We start from the raw sequence: 17,658 nt of genomic DNA, 5'->3' as shown, positions 1-17,658 counted from the left end.
ACCGCGGACCGCGACCGGCCTGGCACTTCTCCCGACCGGAACACCGACCCGACCGGAAGGGCTTCAATCCACCGACGCTGCGCGCACGAACCCATAATGTAAGTAGCATAGTAGGTAGAGAAGCTTACATTGGTTTTGGCCGCCTCGGCGCCCTCTTCTGCGAGAGGTCCACGATCTTGCATGCCTGCTCCGTAGTCGTTGCTCTCCGCTGTTTCACGGCCCCGAAGGGTCGGCCCCGTACCCGTCTGCCATCAGGAACCGGAAACCACCTTCCTCGACAACCGTCGCCTCCGTAGCTGTATAGAACCTGATCGCTGCCGAAAGCATGTCCACTTCCCGTCGTCTGTATACGGCTTGGCTCCCGTCCTGGCGGCCGGGGTCGGTGAGGGGCATCGGGAACTGTGCTGACCGTCACGAACCAGGCAGCCCTTGACACCGACGACCGCCTACGGGCCCGTGAAGTGAGTGTCGGCCCCTTTCCACCGAGGAGACAACGTCCGGGTTCGGCTTGCCGTTGGTCTGGGGCCGGTACGGTCGGGTGAGTTTGTGGGATACCCGAGGGTGGCGAACGTTTGGGCGGCTCGACGGCGCAACACCGCATAGATCGTGGAACGGGGCACACCGAGCCGGCCGGCCATCAGATGCGGCCCCTCCCGATGCTCTATGCGGTCGGCACCACCCGGTCCTCCACCTAGGTGAGTATGCGTCCCGGGCTGCGATGAGGCCTCGAGGAGCGGTCCCTAAGCCCCACTTCGCCTTCTGTCTCGAAGCGGCGGAGCCATCAGGGGTTCGGATGGGCTGGAAGTCATCGGTCGGGTTGGATTAGCGCTCTGACCTGGAACGATACGAATTACTCAACGTACTGAGTAATTTTACTCAGGGTATTGAGTAATTCGACATCCCAGGGTTCTGTCAGGCGGTTCCCAGGAGGTCTTGGAGCCTGGTGAGGCCGGTCACGAGGTCCTCGTCGCCCAGGGCGTAGGAGAAGCGGGCGTAGCCGGGAGCGCCGAACGCCTCGCCCGGAACGAAGGCCACCCCGGCCTGATCTATGCAGACGTCGGCCAGCTCCAGCGAGGTGGCGGGGTGGGCGTCGCCGACGCGGCGGCCCAGTGCTCCCCGGACGGACGCGAAGCAGTAGAAGGCCCCCTGCGGCTCGATGCAGTCGATGCCCCGGGTCTCGTTGAGCATCCGGTGCATGATCTTGCGGCGCCGGTCGAACGCTTCCCGCATCATGTGGACGTCGTCGAGGGGACCGGACACGGCCGCGACGGCGCCGGCCTGCGCGATGTTGCCTACGTTGGATGTCAGGTGGCCCTGCAGCTTGGTCGCCCCTCTGATCACGTGGTCCGGCGCGATCATCCAGCCCACCCTCCAGCCGGTCATGGCGTAGGTCTTGGCGACCCCGTTGACGATCACGCAACGTTCGGCCAGCTCCGGGACCTCCACCGGCAGCGAGGCGAACGAGGCGTCCCCGTACACGAGGTGCTCGTATATCTCGTCGGTGAGGACCCACACGCCGCGGTCCACCGCCCAGCGGCCGATCTCAGCTACCTCGGCCGCGCTGTACACCGCACCGGTCGGGTTCGAGGGGGAGACGAAGATCAGCAGCTTGGTCCGGGGGGTGTATGCGGCCTCCAGCTGATCGACCGTGACCTTGAACCCGCTGGTCTCATCGGTGTCGATGGGGATGGTGACCCCGCCGGCCAGCTCCACCACCGCCGGGTAGGTGACCCAGAAGGGCGCCGGTAGCAGCACCTCGTCACCGGGATCGACCAGGCAGTGGATCCCCGTGTAGACGCCCTGCTTGCCCCCGTTGGTGACTATCACCTGCGACGGCGCCACCTCGTAGCCCGAGTCCCGCAGGGTCTTGGCGGCCACCGCCTCCCGCAGCGCGGGGAGGCCCGGCGCCGGGGTGTACTTGTGCATGCCAGGGTCGGCGGCGGCGGCTCTCGCGGCCGCCACGATCGGTTCGGGGGTGGGGAAGTCGGGCTCGCCCGCGCCGTAGCCGATCACGTCGTGACCGGCGGCCCGCAGGGCCCTCGCCTTGGCGGTGATCGCCATGGTGGCCGATTCGGCCATGGATTCGATTCGCTGCGATAATCCTGACATCACGTTCTCCGTATCGGGTCCTGGAGAGGGAACGATATACATGCCAGAAGACACCCCGATCCGGATACCCCGCCACCTGCTGCCCGCCGACGGCCGGTTCGGGTGCGGCCCCACCAGGGTCCGCCAGGGCACCTTGGACCGCCTCGCGGAATCGGGCCGGTCCTACATGGGCACCTCGCACCGCCGGCCCACGGTGCGGCACATGGTCGGACGGGTCAGATCCGGGCTCACCGACCTGTTCGGCCTGCCCGACGGCTACGAGGTGGTGCTCGGTAACGGCGGCGCATCGGCCTTCTGGGACGCGGCCGCGTTCGGCCTGATCGAGCGGGCCAGCCAGCACCTCAAGTTCGGAGCGTTCTCCTCGAAGTTCGTCGGGGTGGTCACCGGGGCCCCGCACCTCGAAGCGCCCGAGGTGATCGAGTCGCCTCTCGGCACGCATCCCGTGCCGTCTCCGTCAGACCGCATCGATCTCTACGCCCTCACCCACAACGAGACCTCCACCGGGGTCACCATGCCCCTCCGGCGGGTGGAGGCGGACGGCCTGACCGTGGTGGACGCCACGTCCGCGGCCGGGGCGGTGCCGGTCGATCCCGGGCAGTTCGACGTCTACTTCTTCTCGCCCCAGAAGGCCTTCGGAGCGGACGGTGGGCTGTACGTGGCCCTGTGTTCGCCGAGAGCGTTGGAGAGAATCGAGGGGATCGCCGGGTCGGGCAGGTGGATTCCCCCGTTCCTGTCGCTGTCGTCCGCGGTGTCCAAGTCGGTCAACGACCAGACCTACAACACGCCCGCCCTGGCCACGATCTTCATGCTGGCCGACACCGTGGAATGGATGAACGCGCAGGGCGGCCTGGCCTGGTCCTCCGAGCGGTGCGCCGCCAACGCCGCCATGCTCTACGGATGGGCCGAGCAACACCCGATGGCGCAGCCGTTCGTGGCGGATCCGGCCATGCGCTCACCGGTCGGGGGCACCATCGACTTCCACCGGCCGCTGGCGTGGGCCAAACTGGCGGCCACCCTGCGAGCCAACGGGATAGTGGACACCGAGCCCTACCACAAGGACGGCAACCATCTCCGTATCGGGCTCTGGCCCTCCATACCCCGCTCGGACATGGAGGCGCTCGTAGCCTGCCTGGACTACGTGATCGAAGCGACCCTCAGCTAGATATAGTTTCTAGTCAATAGGTGCTAGTCACTAGTTGTCTACAATAGATTATCTTTAAGTAGCGGGATTGTCGAGCGTAGTTGGCAGACCCTACCCCGCCACCGCAGGCGATTGCCACCGCGCTCAGAACTGCCGCCACCGCCATCCGCTTCATCTGGGGGTGAGTGCCACTAGCCGTCCGGCTTGACGAACGGGTGGACAGAACCCAACAGCGCCTTCGCCACCTTCTCGCCCTCGCGGACCTGCTCGGGCGCCAGGTGGACGGCTTTCTTCCGGCGCTCACGCTTCTTCGGCTTCGCCATCGCGGAACACCCCCCGTCACTTCTTCTTTGAATCGGGCCGCTTCACACCCCCCGCGGGCCGAGTCGAGAACTTCAGCTTCGACAAGTCGGCCTTCTTGGTGGTGGTGTAGCCGCGCTTGTCCAACGGCCTCGCCCTGCTTGTGCGCTTACGACCCATGGCTCACCTCCCTACTCGGTTGGCACAAACTCTAGGTATTCGATGTCCCGCCATCTCAGCAAAGCGCCCTGATCCAGCACCTCCGCTTGCCCGTTGGCGTCAAGAACCAACTCACCGGACTCGGTGTCGATCCGGAGTATGGCCGGCAGGTACAAGTCCTGTGGATCAGGGTAACCCGAGGCGAAGGGTCGTGTCCCCTCTGATGTCTCGGCATAGAGGCCTGCTATCCACATTCCGGACTTCAACTTGCACCGAATCCCTCCCGTTGGCTGGTCTTGGAACAGGTGATCCCAGGCAGAAGGCGCTCGATCCCTTCCGACTATGAACCGCGCCCAACGCCAGTTCCGCTTCCAACCAAGACCCGGCAGGCTCCCCGCGGCCAACGGCACGAAAATGTAAAGGATCGGGAGGCCCCAGAACCACCAGGGCAGGGTCTCGCGGCGGACGAAAGCATCCCAGTAGTTCGTATATACCCAGTACAGAGGCCAAGCAGCGAAGGCCAACAGCACGGCGGATACTCCCATGAACCGCAAGGCCCTGTCCTTCAGTCCGATCCCGAACCGGCCGGCCAGGCGTTCGAACATCCACGAGCACATGGCTCCAGGAAGGAGAAGGACGATGAGGATCAGGGTGGCGGCACCTAAGCCCGTCACGCTACGACCCGACCCCGGTCATAGGTGGGCAGGTACCCGGCCTTCCTCGCTCGCTGACCCCCTCCTACCTGCATGACAACCGTTGTCGGCATGGGGTACTGGGGATCGCTGCAGGTCTTCGCCGCCGCTTTGTCTGGGATCAGCCGGCTGAACTCGATCACAGATAGGGTGCCTCCCCCCACTGTTTCCCCCTTGGTTGGATGCCCCCACACTTTAGCAGGCATCAACCAACCTTGTCAATACCTAAGTAGCAGATTGTTCCAGGGCCAGGGCAGGTGGAGGAAGCTCCAGGCAGCCTTGGCTGACAACCCAACCAATGACGAGTTGTACTAGCAACTAGTCCCGGCCGAGGAGTTTCTTGGCGCCCTTCTTCACGCTGGAGCCCACCGTGGACGCCACCAGGGAAACGCCTTTCACCTCGCCGGCCTCGATCGCGGCGGCATCCTCGGGATCCTCCGCCCCGAGCTTCGCCTCCAGGCAGTCCACGAACTGCTGGATCAGGCGCTGGGTGATCTGGTTGAGGAGCCCGGTGCGGCCGAACTGCGCCGCGGTGCCGGAAATCGTGATGTCGGCATCGACGGCCACCGTGGTGCCACCATCCGAGGCCGCCAGCGCGTAGTCGACGGTCACGTTGCCTCGCGAACCGCCCCGCTTGTCCACACCCTTGCCGACGATGTTGCCGGACATCGTCTCCGGGTCGGACGTGATGGTGGCCCGGCCCTCGAACCGAGCCGTCATCGGGCCGAGCCTTACTGAGACCGAGCCGGTGTAGCTGCCGTCGCCGTGGTCGTCGGTGAGTTCGGCGCCCGGCATGCATTGGGCCACCGATGCCACGTCCTGGAAGAAGGCGAACACGCCTGCGGGCGTGCCGGCCACCTGGAACTCTTGTGTGATCTTCATCTGTACCTCCCGAGACTCGGGCATGGTAGTGGCGCTGACCGGCATGGCCGCGGCCGGGTGACCCGCCGGCCATCCGAGCGGTCTCAGCCGGCGGTCCACTCCTTTGCCGAAGCCCGCGCCTCGTCCACGTTCACTCTCGCCAGCAGGAAGCCTCCGATCACGAAGAACGCCACGATGGAGAGAACGGCCGGGCGCCCGGACCCGGTCCGGTGGCTCACCACGCTGAACACGAGCGGCCCCCAGATGGCCGAGAACTTGGAGAAGACGCTGTAGAAGCCGAAGAACTCGGCGGCGGCCTGCTCGGGAATCATCGACGCGTACAGGCTACGGCTCAGCGCCTGCACGCCGCCGAGCACCCATCCGACCACCACGGCGATGATGTAGAACGGCATGGCCTGCCCGGCAGGCAGGAAGTAGGCCGCCACCACGATGAGGGTCCAGCCGACCAGAGACCAGATTATCGCCCGCTTCGCGCCGATCCGGTCGGCCAGCATCCCGAAGAAGAGTGCCCCCCCGAAGGCGACGAACTGGACGATGAGAAACGCCGTGGAAATCTCCGCGAGTTCGAGATCCAGGGTCTCGGCTGCGTACGACCCCGAGATGTTGATCACGGTCTGGGTGCCGTCGTTGTAGAAGAGGAAGGCAACCACGAACAGCAGCAGTTGCGGGTACCCGACCAGCTTCCTGGCCGTGCGGATGGTCCTGCCGAAGCCGATGGCCGCGTATGCGCGCCAGGGTCGCATCCCGCGGTAGCGGGAGGGCAACTGGGAGGCCTCGCCGACCTCCGGCAGGCGGCGCAGGGCGTAGGCCGCGAACCCCATCCACCACAATCCGGAGCCGAAGATCACGACGCGGGCGGCACCGCTGGTCGACAGCCCCGTGAAGCCGCCGTCGCCACTGGAGAGGATCAGAGCCAGGCCCAGCGCCAGATAGAGCCCGCCGCCCACGTAGCCGAACGCGTAGCCCTTGGAGGACACCCGGTCGATGGTGTCCTCCGTGGTCAGGCCCGGCAGGAAGGCGTCGTAGAACACGTTGGCCGCCACGAACCCGATGTGGGCGGTGACGGCTATCACGAGGAACCAGGGAACCGCGCCGTCGGGTACGAAAGGCAGCACCAGCGCCAAGATTCCCCCCGCCACGGCGCAGTTGCGGAGGAATCTGCGCCTGGCCGAGTTGAAATCGGCGATCGCCCCGAGGATCGGCATGCTCAGGAACAGGATCGTGGAGCCGATGGACACCACCGCCGCCCAGATGGTCTCGGCCGACCAGCCGTTCCATCCTTCCTCCGGCACGATCACCGAGGCGAAGAACGGAGCGACCACCGCCCCGAGAGTGGTGATGAAGGCAGAGTTGGCCCAGTCGTACATGGCCCAGCCGAAGATGGTCTTGCGGTCGTTTCGCACCAGTTCGGCCAAGGTCGGAGTCCAGGATCGGGGACCATCGGACGGTAGCACTGGCGGAGCTGGCCTCGGGTGTCACGCGTACCCGTGGCGGACCGGACGGACGGGACTTAACGTATCTAGTTTGACACCCAGATCGGCGAAACAATGTTACCATGCTGGGTAGTGGGTCCTCCGGCACCTGTACCAGAGCACTTCTTGATCTGTTTCTCCCTAACGGGGTGATTTTCCCCGCCCCCGTGACCAAAGGCCCGGAGGGTCCAGTTCCAGCAGTTCGTACGGGCGTGGCTCTCTGGGTGTGTCGTCTCCAGGGGTGTGTCTGTCGCACCCAAGGGGTTGTCTGAAAACGTGGAAGGGGGTTGGGAGGGTCGAAGGGTTCGGGCGGCAACCGTAGCTGCCGCCCGTCACCTTGAACTTGGTGGGTATTGCCTGTCGGTACAGGACCGGGCCTGAGACACCCGGAGTCGGGAGAGAACCCTCCCGGCTGTGGTTCGACTCCACTGCCCACCGCACAGCTTGGGCAAGTTTAGCAGCTTGCTACATGATTGACTGCTGGGACGGTGCGTGTCGCACTCCACTGCGGTTAGGTGGCTTGGGTGACGATACTGTTTACTCGCATGCGCCGATGGATGACGGCACCGCTCGTTCTCGTATTGACGCTGGTGGCGTGCGGCGCTCCCGAGCAGCCCGATGTGGTTACGGCGCCGACCACTACGACGTCCACCCCTACGTCGACCACGGCGGCGCCCGTTCTGGCAAGCACGACGACTTCCGTGGCAATGGCCGAAGTAGACACCACGGAGCGGAGGCCGGAGGAGGCACCCGAGCCGACCGTCACGACCTCGCCTACGTCAACGGTGGCGGTTCCGGAGGTGGTGACCACCACGACCCTCCCGCCGCTCCGATCGCTGGCCTATCGCGAGGTGGCGAACCTACCGTTCCCGATCGATCTGGCGCCGGTGCCCGGAACCTCCCTGCTGTTGATCGCCTCGAAGGAAGGCCGCCTTTGGACGTACGGGGACGGCGGGCTCGCTGACGCGCCGTTCCTCGACATCAGCGATCGGGTCCGCAACCGGGGCGAGCAAGGCCTGCTGGGATTCGCCTTCCATCCCGACTACCCGGATTCCGGCCGCCTGTTCGTCCACTACTCGGCCCTCAACGGGGACACCGTCCTGGCGGAATACGCGGTTACGGACGATGCGGTGGACCCGGAGGGGACCGTGCTGTTCCGCCTTGCCCAGCCCGCCCCCAACCACAACGGCGGGACTGTCGCCTTCGGCCCCGAGGGCTACCTCTATCTGGGCCTCGGCGACGGGGGAGGGGCGAACGACCAGTTCGGCCACGGCCAGGACGACCGGACCCCCCTGGGCGCCCTGCTCCGGTTCGATGTCTCCGTGCCAGGTATCGCGTCTCCCGCCGACGGCAATCCCTTCCCCGCCCCGGATGTGTGGTCGATCGGCCTTCGCAATCCGTGGCGGTTCGTGATCGACCATGCGTCCGGCCTGATCGTCATCGCCGACGTGGGCCAGAACCACTTCGAGGAGGTGTCGGTAGCGCCGGTCGCTGCGGCCGGGTTGAACTACGGCTGGCCGATCACCGAAGGGCTCCACTGCTTCGATCCCCCCACGGGCTGCGATGCCTCAGGTCTCACCCTGCCGGTGCTCGAGGTTCCTCACACCGACTCCGGGACTTGCTCGATCACCGGGGGAGTGGTGTACCGGGGTGAGGAGATCCCCGAGTTGTACGGGCACTACCTGTTCTCCGACTACTGCGGGGGATACCTGCGCAGCTTCCCGATAGAGGAGTCCTTCGACGAGCCGCACGACTGGACCGAGCAGGTGGGCAACGCCGGCCAGGTGGTCGCCTTCGGCACGGATCACGCCGGAGAGGTGTACGTGCTCACCGCCTCCGGTTCGGTCCTCCGCCTGATAGCCGACCGCGGATGACCGAAGCAGTTCTACTTCAACAGGTGCACAACTGCGCGAATCAACCAACCGGGTGAGACTTCTATCGGCCTGCTCCGGAGCGTTAGTCGCTGCAGGAGGCGGAAACGCCGGTTAGTTCGATCCTGAATCGCACTAGGCCAAGCCCGCGTTCCGCCGTACTCCTGCTCCGAACCACCGCCATCTAGGGGTGGAACCCTCCGGAGGGTACACCGGGGCTCGACTCAACTCGGACAACGCCCTCTTACCGTATATATCGTCCGTTGAACGTATATGCTCGGGCCATGGCGAAGCGCTTGATCGATATCGACGAGGAGGCTTTGACCGCAGCGCGAGCGGAACTCGGTACGGCGACGATCAAGGAGACCGTGAACCGGGCTCTTCGCCTTGCGGCGGCAGACCGCGATCCTCGCGTAACCAGGGCGCTGGACATCCTGGCAGTGGCCGACCTTGTCGATCGCAGTGACGCATGGCGGTGAGCTGCCTGCTCGATACGAGCGTCATGACCTCCCCGGCCGTGGCTGTATATCACATTCGCTATAGTCAGGTTTGCTATGTATCGAGAGCTAAGGAAGATTCGCACCGATCGGGGCATCACGCTTTCGCAGTTGTCGGCGATGACAGGTATCGCTCAGCCCAACTTGTCGCGTATCGAAACAGGAAGGGTGGATGCCAGATACTCCACGCTGGCCCGCATCGCTCGTGCGTTGGGGGTGAAACTTGTGCTGTCTGCGCCGAGCGTTATGACTATGTCGGATGTCAGGCTCCGGATGGACGAGGGCAGGAAACGCCTTGCCGAACACGGCATTCATGGCCGTGATGCGGAGCAGAGACTGGCGTGGAAAGAGGAGCGCGGGATCGACACGAGCGTGGAGCGTCGGATCCTGGGGTGAACCCGTCCGGCGTCTCGTGGCGGTCGCGTCGGCGCTCCACCGAACGATCCTCGCATCGGTGCAGTGGCCAGTGGGCTAGTCGAATGCCGGCAGTGGGCGACGGGCGGACTGCTCCCTTGGTGGCACCAGCGTCTCGGTGCGTGCCTCAGGCGCGAGCAACCACTCCTTGATGCTCCGTCGTGTGGAGCGCTCCATCCGGCGCCACTGCTCGATCGGGACTACGACCGCTGTCTCCACGCCGCGGTAGGTGACGATCTGAGGACCCTCGGCAAGGGTCTTCCGGAGCAGTTCGCTGAACCGGGCCTTCGCTTCCCGCATTTGCCATGTTCGTTCCATCGCATCCTCCTTCGCTCCTCGAGTGACCTCAGGATATCCCGGAGCGCTGCTCAAGTCCCGTGTCCAGCGGCGATTCGTAGAGAGCGTTCCAGCAGGTGCGCATCGCCGAGTCGCCTGCGCAGTTCTCGCTCGATGCCGCTTATCGGGTACAGGTTCTGGGGCGCCCTTGGCTCCTTGTGGGGCTCGCTGGCGAACTGCGGTAGGCAGGCGCTGACGTGCTCGGCGCGTTGGACAGCCTCGGCCGCGGTACCCGTCCCCGGGAGTTCGAGCCGGACGATCCCCGACATCGGGTGGACTCGTGGGCCGGGTAGGCGCAGGTACCAGGACCAGCGGCCGCCTCCCGGGCCACCGCTGAGGAAGAAGAGGGGCGTTCGCTGCCCATCGCCCAGGTCGCCGAGTATCGCCCGGACGGCTTGGGGGAGGTAGACCTTGTGGTGGGTCTTGATGTAGCCGACGCCTCGCTGGTCGGTGGGGCCACGCAGCGGACCGTCGAACACGATGAGACCGCAGGAGACGGAGCGGGCCACGCCGACCTCGAGTTCGGTCCGGCGCCCGTGAATGGCGAGGTAGGTGGCTTCGGGCGTCTCATCCTGGGCGGGCACGAATTCGTAGGTGGCGTGGCGGGTGCCGATCGGGCCCGCGGTGGACGCGGCGGGCGCGACCAGCGAACGCGCTACCCGGATGCCTGTGGTGATGGCGGTTCCGGGCGCGCAGACCGTTGCGCCGGCAGCCATCGAAACGCAGACGGCGGGCGTGGAGATACCGTTCTCGTGTATCCAGATCCGGGCGTCGATCCGCTGTATGCCGTCGATGAACGCGATCTCATCGGGTCTGCGCGCAGGTGCCGGGTCGATCGGAGCCCAGTTGTCCAGCTCTCGCTCGACCGTGGCGTCGGCCAGGTCCTCGGCGTCCTCGCTGGACGACACGTTGAGAGACGACCCGTATTCGGGCGCCCACGACTCGACGCTGAACTCCATCAGGTCTCGATCCGTTCCACGGTGGCGGATCCCCCCGTCTTGGTTACCTCTAGGCGTACCGGCATGCGGTCGGCGAGTTCCCGGATATGGGTGACGATCCCCACGAAGCGCCCGGTAGTCCCGAGTTCCTCGACCGCGGTGGCGACGGTGTCGAGGGTGTGGGGGTCGAGCGTTCCGAATCCTTCGTCGAGGAAGATCGATTCCATCCTCGGCGCGCCCTCGGCAGCCAGTTCCGCAGTGGCGTCGGCCACGGCCAGCGCAAGCGACAGCGACGCCAGGAACGTCTCGCCGCCGGAGAGGGTCCGGGCGCTGCGTACCTCGTCGGCGTTGGTGTGATCCCGCACCGCGAAATCGCGCTTGTGGAGCGTGAGCGAGTACTGGCCGTCGGACAGCTCGAAGAGGCGTCCGGTTGCCCGATCGACCAACTGTTCGAGCGCCGCCTCCATCAGCCAGCTCTCGAAGCCGTCGGTGCGTAGGAGCCGGCCCAGATGGGTCGCTACCACGGCCTGGTCGTTCAGCGCGCCGATGCGTTCCCGCAGTTGCTCGAGTTGGTCGCGTCGCCGGTCGAAGTGCGCGAGTTCCGTCGCGGAGTTTGCTCGTTGCGTGGTGAGCATCTCGCCCAACTCCGCCACCGACGTGTCCGGATCGACGCCTTCGATGACATCGGCGCACAGCTCCCTGAGGGCGGAGACGGCCGCGGATCGGCTGCTCATTCTGGCGGTCCGCTGCTCCACCGCAGTTCGACGTCTGGTTGTGGCCGCCCCGGTCTGGTCCTGTGTCCAGTCGGTCAGCACCGCCCAGGCTGTCACCAGGTCAGTCGTGTCGATCGCCGGAGCGCCGAAAGCGGCGACGCGGTCCCGGCTGGCCAGCAGATGCTCGGTTGCCCGCGCGTGGCTACGGTTCACTTCCTCCAGTTCGGCAGTTACCCGTTCGTATCGTGCTTCGGCCTCGTTGAAGCCCGAATCCGCCTTCTTCAGGGTGGCTCCTAGATGCTCGGCTTCCGCGAGTTGGGCCCTCAACTCGTCCCTGCCGGGCAGCTCGGCGGCCCCGGCTCGGAGGGTCGTGACCTGTGTTCGGAGGGTGGTTTCGGATGCGGACAATCCGGTTACCCGCTGATCCGCGATGCGCTCACTCCCGAGGGCGTCGATGTAGGTCGCCGACTCCCGGTGCCCGCTTGCCGCGGTTTCGGCCTGCCGGGTCGCTCCCTCCGCGGTGCTGACGGCCTCGGTCAACCCGGTTGCCTGTGCCCGTAGCGCCGCGAGTTGGTCGGCCGGCGGGATCGAAGCGATGTCGGATTCGGACTCTCTCAGGGTCTTCGTAGCCGTGTGGGCGCCGGCACGTCGCTGGATCAGGACCGCTTGTGCCGCGTCGCGTGCTTGCTTGGCGTCAGCGCTGGCGGCGAGATCTCGCTCGTTGTCGGCTTCGGCCGCCGGCAACTCCGCGCCCATGTCGTGAGCTGGGATTTCATGCACTTCCTGGAGGCACAGCGGGCAGTCCGAACCCACCTCGAGCAGGTGGACGTGCCCGAGGACAACGTCTCGGCCTCGCAGTTCGGCCAGCCGGGCCGAACTCTTCACAGCCGCCGATTCGGCTTGCTCGAGCGCCCTTTGGAGCGGTCCGATCGATGCCTCGGCAGACCGAGCGGCCTCGGCTGTCTCACGGGCTTCCTTGGAGGCAGCCTCATGGCGGGCGTGTGATCTCGACCATGCTTCGACCTGGGCGTCCGTGGTACCGACATCGCGGGCCGCGCGAGCGGTTGCTTCCTCTTCTCTGGCCTCGCCGACGCGGCGGTCTAGTCCCGCCTGCTTCTCGCGGACCTGATCGGCGGTTCGCTTGGCCGACTCGTACTCTTGTACCGCTCTGTCGAGTCGCGTGACGACTTCGTCGTGCTCCTGGATCCGTCGCGCTAGTTCGGCGTGAAGCTCCAGCCGTAGGCGAACGGCGGCGACATCGGGACCGTTCGCGACAGCCTCGTTGGCAAGTCGTCTCTTCTTACTCATCTCCCTGCGGTGGTCTTCCGCCTCGACCCGAGCCCGGGTCGCGTCCGTGATCCGACCAGCCAACTCGGCGAGGCCGGGCGGTGTGGTGACCGCGTCCATCCGGTCGATCTGGTGGTCGAGTTGTTCGATAACGCCATCGAGGTCGCGCAGTTCGGCATCGAGGGAGGTGATCGTTTCTCTGTCGGTCCTGATCCGGGCATTCGCCGCGTCCAGTTCCTTGATGCGACTCTCGAGAGCGGTACGCCGCTCGTCGGTGAGTTCGCGGGTCTCCCTCTCGAAGTCCGGTCGCAGCGCATCGACGTGATTGCGGGCCTGGGCGGCTCGCCGGCGTGCTGCCCGGCCTATCCGCCGGTACAACTCCATACCGAGTAGCCGGACGAGAGTGGATTGCCGGTCGCTGGGCTTGGCGTGGAGGAAGGTGGCGAACTTGCCCTGCGGGAGCACGACCGTCCGGTTGAACTGCTCCACATCCAGCCCCAGAATCCCCTCGACCTCCTGAGACATGGAGGTGGCGTCGTCGGCGAGAACACTGGCGCCCCGCTCGAGGCGTGCTTCCCTGGTGGTCGCCCCGCCGCCGGAAGTCCTGCGCACGATGCGGGCAGCCGTCAGGACCTGCCCGTCGAGTTCGATGTCGAGCGCCACCCGGGCCTCGTTGCTGGTCTGGTTGATCACCGGCGCCACCAGACGGTTGTTCTCGTAGCGGGCGACCGTGCCGTAGAGGGCGAAGGTGATGGCGTCGATGATCGTGGACTTGCCCGACCCGGTGGGCCCCACCAGCGCGACGAGGTCCACATCGGCGAGATCGATGTCGGTCCCCTCGCGGAACGCCCCGAAGCCCTTCATCGAGATGCGCAGCGGTCTCATAGGCCAGGCCCCACCGGCGCGTCGTTCTGCTCGTCCAGCAGTTGCCCGAAAAGGTCGCGGACCCGGCGGTCCTCGATGTTCTCGTACTCGAGGTATTCGCCGAAGAGCGCCTGCGGCGACCGGCTGCGATGATCGAGGCTCCGCCTCCGGGTATCCGAGGCGGGTGACTCGACCCGGACGTCCACCACTCCGGGACCGAGGAGTTCCCGTACCGTCTGGGCCAGCCCGGCCCGGCCCGGGCCCTGGACGACCACCTTCAGCCAGGCGTCATCCTCCACGATCGCCGAGGTCAGCTCCTCGAGCGTGCCCGTCAGCGTCCGCAGCGGGCGGCCGGCCGTAAGGCGCACCGTATTGACATCGGCGGGCGTTCCCGGTTCGAGGGTGACAACGTTCACCTGCTTGACCTGCTCGGCCTCGCCGAAGTCGAGTTGTAGCGGCGAACCGCAGTAGTGGAGCGGGTGCCTGACGCTCTGCGGACGGTGGAGGTGGCCGAGCGCGCCGTACCCGATCGTCACCGGGAAGGACGGTGCCGTGATGGCGTACTCCTCGACCAGATGAGCCGGTCGTTCACCGCCTCCGGCCTGGCCGCCCAGCACGAAGGCGTGGGTCGTGAACAGGTTCACGGTGTCGGCGCCGAACGGCTCGCACAGTCGTTCGATCAGGAGCCGCAGGCGTTCGCTGTAGTGCTGGGCGTTCTCGAAGGCCTGGCTTGTCATTAGGTGCTTGGCCCGCACGATGCCGCGCTTGGACACGAACGGAAGCATCGCCAACCGCACGTCCGATCCGTCACCGGCGCGCAATTCGATGACGCCGCCGTCTTCGGGCCGAGTCGGCTCGGCAACCACGTGCACCTGCCCGAGCCGCAGCAGGGGAGCGACCGCCCGGAGCCGGCGGGGGTTGTCGTGATTGCCGGCGATCACGGCCACGTCGGCCCCGGTGTCGGCCAACTCGAGGAGGGCTCGGTAGACGATGCTCTCCGCCTCGGCGGACGGAGCAGCCGAGTCGAACAGGTCGCCGGCCACGATGACCAGATCGACCTCCTCACGCGCCGCTATGTGCGCGATCTCGGCCAGGACGGCGGTGTGTTCATCCGCCCGCGATGCTCCCCGGATCGTCTTCCCTACGTGCCAGTCCGAAGTGTGGAGGAGTTTCAAGGCCCGGGCTCAGGTCAGCCCGTCGAAGGGGTCGGCAGGTTGATCGCTCCGCCCTCCGCCCAGGTCTGCCTCCGCCACCCGCGTGGCCCATGCCGGGAACGGGAACTCGAGCAGGACGGGCACGGGGAGGCGGGGTTGGGAGACGAACATCGAACCGGGTTTGAGGATGGTGGCCCGCTGCCGCTGCACCGCCGGCAGGAACCCGTACTGCTCGCGCCCGGCCTCGGCGGCGTCGAGCCGGCCGACCACCCGGACCGCGGAGTTCGAGACGACCCGCCTCTCCACCTCGCTGGCCGTCTGCTGGGCGCCGATCAGGATCATCCCGAGGCTGCGGCCCCGCTCCGCCACGTCGAGCAGGATCTCCTTGATCGGGCTCGACGAGTCGCGGGGCGCGTACTTGTTCAACTCGTCGAGGACCACGAACTGCAGGGGCTCGGCGGTGCCGGCGGCCTCCTTCGCCTCGAACGCCTGCCGCAGCACGACGCCCACCACGAAACGCTTCGCCCGGTCATGGAGCATATGCAGGTCGACGACGGTCACCTGCTGGGAGTCGAGGTCGATAGCGTGTGTCTTGGCGTCGTCGATGTCGGCTCGGATGAGATGCGCGACATGCCGCTCCGAGGATGAGAGGCGGCGCACGAAGGCGTTGATCGTGCCGGTGTAGATCGACCGCCCGGTCCACTGCGGATCGGCGTCCTCGTCCGGGTCCTCCGGAAGCAGCTTGTCGCAGATGATCGTGACCAGTTGGGGGAAGGTGCGCGCCGTCCTCCCGTCGATCCGCACGCCGCCGTCGGACGTGTCGGACTGCCTGGCGCAACGCTGCAGCTGGGCCGTGACCGACTGCACCACGATGGTGTACTGCTGGCGCTCGTCTTCGGCATCGGCGAACAGGAACGGCAGGAGTCCCTGCTCGCAGAACTGGGCGACCGTCCAGTACAGCGGCCGGACGCCTGTGGTACGGGCCCCGGTGGCCGGCGTACCGTTGGGATCGCCCTTGCGCGGTGGAGCGAGCACCCTCATGGACCGGAACGGTCCGGCTTCGAGCCCGAGCAAGGCGTAGCGGGCCCGCTCCGCCTCGTCGAGACGGGTGTTCCTGTGGTCGAGGAAGAGCAGGTCCTCGCCCTTGACGTTGAAGATGAGCCCCTTGGTGTTCGTGGCGGCCGCACCCAGTACACCCGAGTTGAACAGCGAGTAGAGCAGGAACGTCGCGTAGCTGGTCTTGGTGGCGACTCCGGAGATCCCCGAGATGTTGACGTGGGCGCCCTTGGTGCCGTCGATGAACTCGAGGTCGAGTACCACCGGCTGGCCGTCGCGCGTGAGGCCGGCCGGCAACCGATGCTCGACATCGACCATGTCGAGCGCCTCGTCGCGCTCCTCGTCGACTGCCTTCCGTACCTCGGCGCCCGGCAGCGGTGGTACGAACGTTTCCGGTACGACCCGGGTGACCTGGATCTGGGCTGCCTCCGACACATCTGCCGGCAGGACACCATCGGCGATCAGGAAGACGTCCGAGTCGAACCGAGCTCCTTCATGACGCGCCCGTACCTGCCCGACGATCCCGTAGATCGAGATGACCTCGCCGGTCGGCAGGATCCGGTCGAGCGCCACGATGTCGTCAAGCTGTAGATGCTCACCGTTCGCGACCGCTACCCAGAACTCGAGCGGAGTCGAATCATCGGTGCCGAGCACCCTTCCCACTGTCTGATTCGTCACCAGCCGATTATGACATGCGGTTGTGACGGCCATGAGGTGGTCAATGGTCGGGGATTGTCCCGCCCGCTGCCGCCAACCCATGAACGCGGTTTGCTTGAATACCGGACATCACATGAGGAGGATGCCCTGACCATAAATTCGCCGCGACGACCACTAGGCGGCTCCGAGCTGGAGGTATACCCGCTGGCCCTGGGAACGAACACCTTCGGCTGGACGGCTGACGAGGCCACCTCGTGCGCGGTCCTCGACGCCTACCACGCAGCCGGCGGCAACTTCATCGACACCGCGGACTCGTACTCGGCCTGGGTGCCGGGAAACGAGGGAGGGGAGTCCGAGACCATCATCGGCCGGTGGATGAAGAAACGAGGCAACCGCGACGACATGGTGATCGCCACCAAGGTCAGCCACCATCCCGACTACAAGGGTCTGGCCCCCGCCACCATCAGGGCCGCCATCGAAGCCTCCTTCAGGCGTCTGGGCACGGACGTCATCGACCTCTACTACACCCACTACGACGACCCCGACACACCCCTCGAGGAGAGCATCGGAACCCTGTCGGAACTGGTGGATGAGGGCAAGGTGCGCTACTTAGGCCTCTCCAACTACTCGGCGGAACGCCTGGAGGAATGGGCGCGGGTCACGGAGGCCGGCGGCTTCCACCGCCCCGTCGCTCTGCAGCAGATGTACAGCCTGGTGGAGAGGGGTGTCGAGGAGACCACCCTCCCCATCGCTCGGCGAGAGGGATGGGCCTTCCTGCCCTACTACGCACTGGCCGTCGGCTTCCTGACCGGTAAGTACTCGTCGGGACAGCAAGTCGACAGCCCTCGGGCCGGCACCGCCTCCGCATACTTGAACGACCAGGGAAGACGCATCCTCGCCGTGATGGAGGAAGTATCCGGGTCCCACGGGGTCGGGCTTGCTTCCGTCGCGCTGGCATGGGTGGCTGCCCAGCCGGGTGTCGGGGCCGCGCTGGCGGGTGTTCGCAACACCGAGCAGCTGGAACCGCTGATCGAGTTCACGACAATGACGCTCACCGAGGACGAGTTGGCCGCGCTGGACGAGGTCTCCCGATAGCTGCAAACCAGACGGCCATCT

General features: G+C 66.2%; 16 protein-coding genes and 1 tRNA gene. 6 read left to right on the top strand and 11 right to left on the bottom strand.

The window, feature by feature from the left end; genetic code table 11:
- Positions 1-213 precede the first annotated feature (213 nt).
- Both OXM57_13905 and OXM57_13900 read right to left on the bottom strand, forming a co-directional pair.
- Positions 214-393, bottom strand: coding sequence for a hypothetical protein (locus OXM57_13905; protein MDE0353772.1), 180 nt, complete (start codon positions 391-393; stop codon positions 214-216).
- A gap of 519 nt (positions 394-912) precedes the next feature.
- Positions 913-2,109, bottom strand: coding sequence for a pyridoxal phosphate-dependent aminotransferase (locus OXM57_13900; protein MDE0353771.1), 1,197 nt, complete (start codon positions 2,107-2,109; stop codon positions 913-915).
- 40 nt (positions 2,110-2,149) lie between these two features.
- Between OXM57_13900 and serC the strand changes: the two genes are divergently transcribed.
- Positions 2,150-3,271 carry a phosphoserine transaminase gene (gene serC / locus OXM57_13895; protein MDE0353770.1) on the top strand — a complete coding sequence of 374 codons (1,122 nt, stop codon included), beginning with the start codon at positions 2,150-2,152 and terminating at the stop codon, positions 3,269-3,271.
- Between the two features lie 170 nt (positions 3,272-3,441).
- Here serC and OXM57_13890 read toward each other — a convergent pair whose 3' ends face one another.
- From OXM57_13890 to OXM57_13875, 4 genes are all read right to left on the bottom strand, one after another.
- On the bottom strand, positions 3,442-3,573 hold the full coding sequence (locus OXM57_13890) for a hypothetical protein (protein ID MDE0353769.1): 132 nt from the start codon (positions 3,571-3,573) through the stop codon (positions 3,442-3,444).
- A gap of 168 nt (positions 3,574-3,741) precedes the next feature.
- Complete coding sequence (locus tag OXM57_13885; GenBank protein MDE0353768.1) at positions 3,742-4,383, bottom strand: DUF6338 family protein; 642 nt, start codon at positions 4,381-4,383, stop codon at positions 3,742-3,744.
- Positions 4,384-4,719: 336 nt separating this feature from the next.
- Positions 4,720-5,283 carry an SRPBCC family protein gene (locus tag OXM57_13880; GenBank protein ID MDE0353767.1) on the bottom strand — a complete coding sequence of 188 codons (564 nt, stop codon included), beginning with the start codon at positions 5,281-5,283 and terminating at the stop codon, positions 4,720-4,722.
- An 83-nt stretch (positions 5,284-5,366) separates the two neighbouring features.
- Positions 5,367-6,698, bottom strand: coding sequence for an MFS transporter (locus tag OXM57_13875; protein ID MDE0353766.1), 1,332 nt, complete (start codon positions 6,696-6,698; stop codon positions 5,367-5,369).
- 402 nt (positions 6,699-7,100) lie between these two features.
- Between OXM57_13875 and OXM57_13870 the strand changes: the two genes are divergently transcribed.
- The 4 genes from OXM57_13870 (at position 7,101) to OXM57_13855 (ending at position 9,519) form a co-directional block, all read left to right on the top strand.
- Positions 7,101-7,193 (top strand) — tRNA-OTHER (locus OXM57_13870).
- 119 nt (positions 7,194-7,312) lie between these two features.
- Complete coding sequence (locus OXM57_13865; protein MDE0353765.1) at positions 7,313-8,629, top strand: PQQ-dependent sugar dehydrogenase; 1,317 nt, start codon at positions 7,313-7,315, stop codon at positions 8,627-8,629.
- A 281-nt stretch (positions 8,630-8,910) separates the two neighbouring features.
- Positions 8,911-9,105, top strand: coding sequence for a hypothetical protein (locus OXM57_13860; GenBank protein MDE0353764.1), 195 nt, complete (start codon positions 8,911-8,913; stop codon positions 9,103-9,105).
- Between the two features lie 75 nt (positions 9,106-9,180).
- On the top strand, positions 9,181-9,519 hold the full coding sequence (locus OXM57_13855; GenBank protein MDE0353763.1) for a helix-turn-helix domain-containing protein: 339 nt from the start codon (positions 9,181-9,183) through the stop codon (positions 9,517-9,519).
- Between the two features lie 75 nt (positions 9,520-9,594).
- Here OXM57_13855 and OXM57_13850 read toward each other — a convergent pair whose 3' ends face one another.
- Genes OXM57_13850 through OXM57_13830 form a run of 5 tightly spaced genes read right to left on the bottom strand, consistent with a single transcriptional unit; the run spans position 9,595 to position 16,596 of the window.
- Positions 9,595-9,855: a type II toxin-antitoxin system Phd/YefM family antitoxin gene (locus OXM57_13850; protein MDE0353762.1), complete on the bottom strand. Its 261-nt coding sequence runs from the start codon at positions 9,853-9,855 to the stop codon at positions 9,595-9,597.
- 50 nt (positions 9,856-9,905) lie between these two features.
- On the bottom strand, positions 9,906-10,832 hold the full coding sequence (locus tag OXM57_13845) for a hypothetical protein (protein MDE0353761.1): 927 nt from the start codon (positions 10,830-10,832) through the stop codon (positions 9,906-9,908).
- The gene (locus OXM57_13840) at positions 10,832-13,696 is read right to left on the bottom strand and encodes an SMC family ATPase (protein MDE0353760.1); all 2,865 of its coding nucleotides are present in this window, start codon (positions 13,694-13,696) and stop codon (positions 10,832-10,834) included. The genes OXM57_13845 and OXM57_13840 overlap by 1 nt, the downstream gene beginning before the upstream one ends.
- Complete coding sequence (locus OXM57_13835; protein ID MDE0353759.1) at positions 13,693-14,850, bottom strand: exonuclease SbcCD subunit D; 1,158 nt, start codon at positions 14,848-14,850, stop codon at positions 13,693-13,695. The genes OXM57_13840 and OXM57_13835 overlap by 4 nt, the downstream gene beginning before the upstream one ends.
- 9 nt (positions 14,851-14,859) lie before the next feature.
- Positions 14,860-16,596 carry an ATP-binding protein gene (locus OXM57_13830; GenBank protein MDE0353758.1) on the bottom strand — a complete coding sequence of 579 codons (1,737 nt, stop codon included), beginning with the start codon at positions 16,594-16,596 and terminating at the stop codon, positions 14,860-14,862.
- 57 nt (positions 16,597-16,653) lie between these two features.
- Here OXM57_13830 and OXM57_13825 point away from each other — a divergent pair, with 57 nt between their 5' ends.
- Complete coding sequence (locus tag OXM57_13825; protein MDE0353757.1) at positions 16,654-17,637, top strand: aldo/keto reductase; 984 nt, start codon at positions 16,654-16,656, stop codon at positions 17,635-17,637.
- Positions 17,638-17,658 lie beyond the last annotated feature (21 nt).

The organism is bacterium (genome assembly GCA_028820935.1).
Taxonomy (GTDB): domain Bacteria; phylum Actinomycetota; class Acidimicrobiia; order Spongiisociales; family Spongiisociaceae; genus Spongiisocius.
This window is presented reverse-complemented; position numbering and strand designations above follow the sequence as displayed.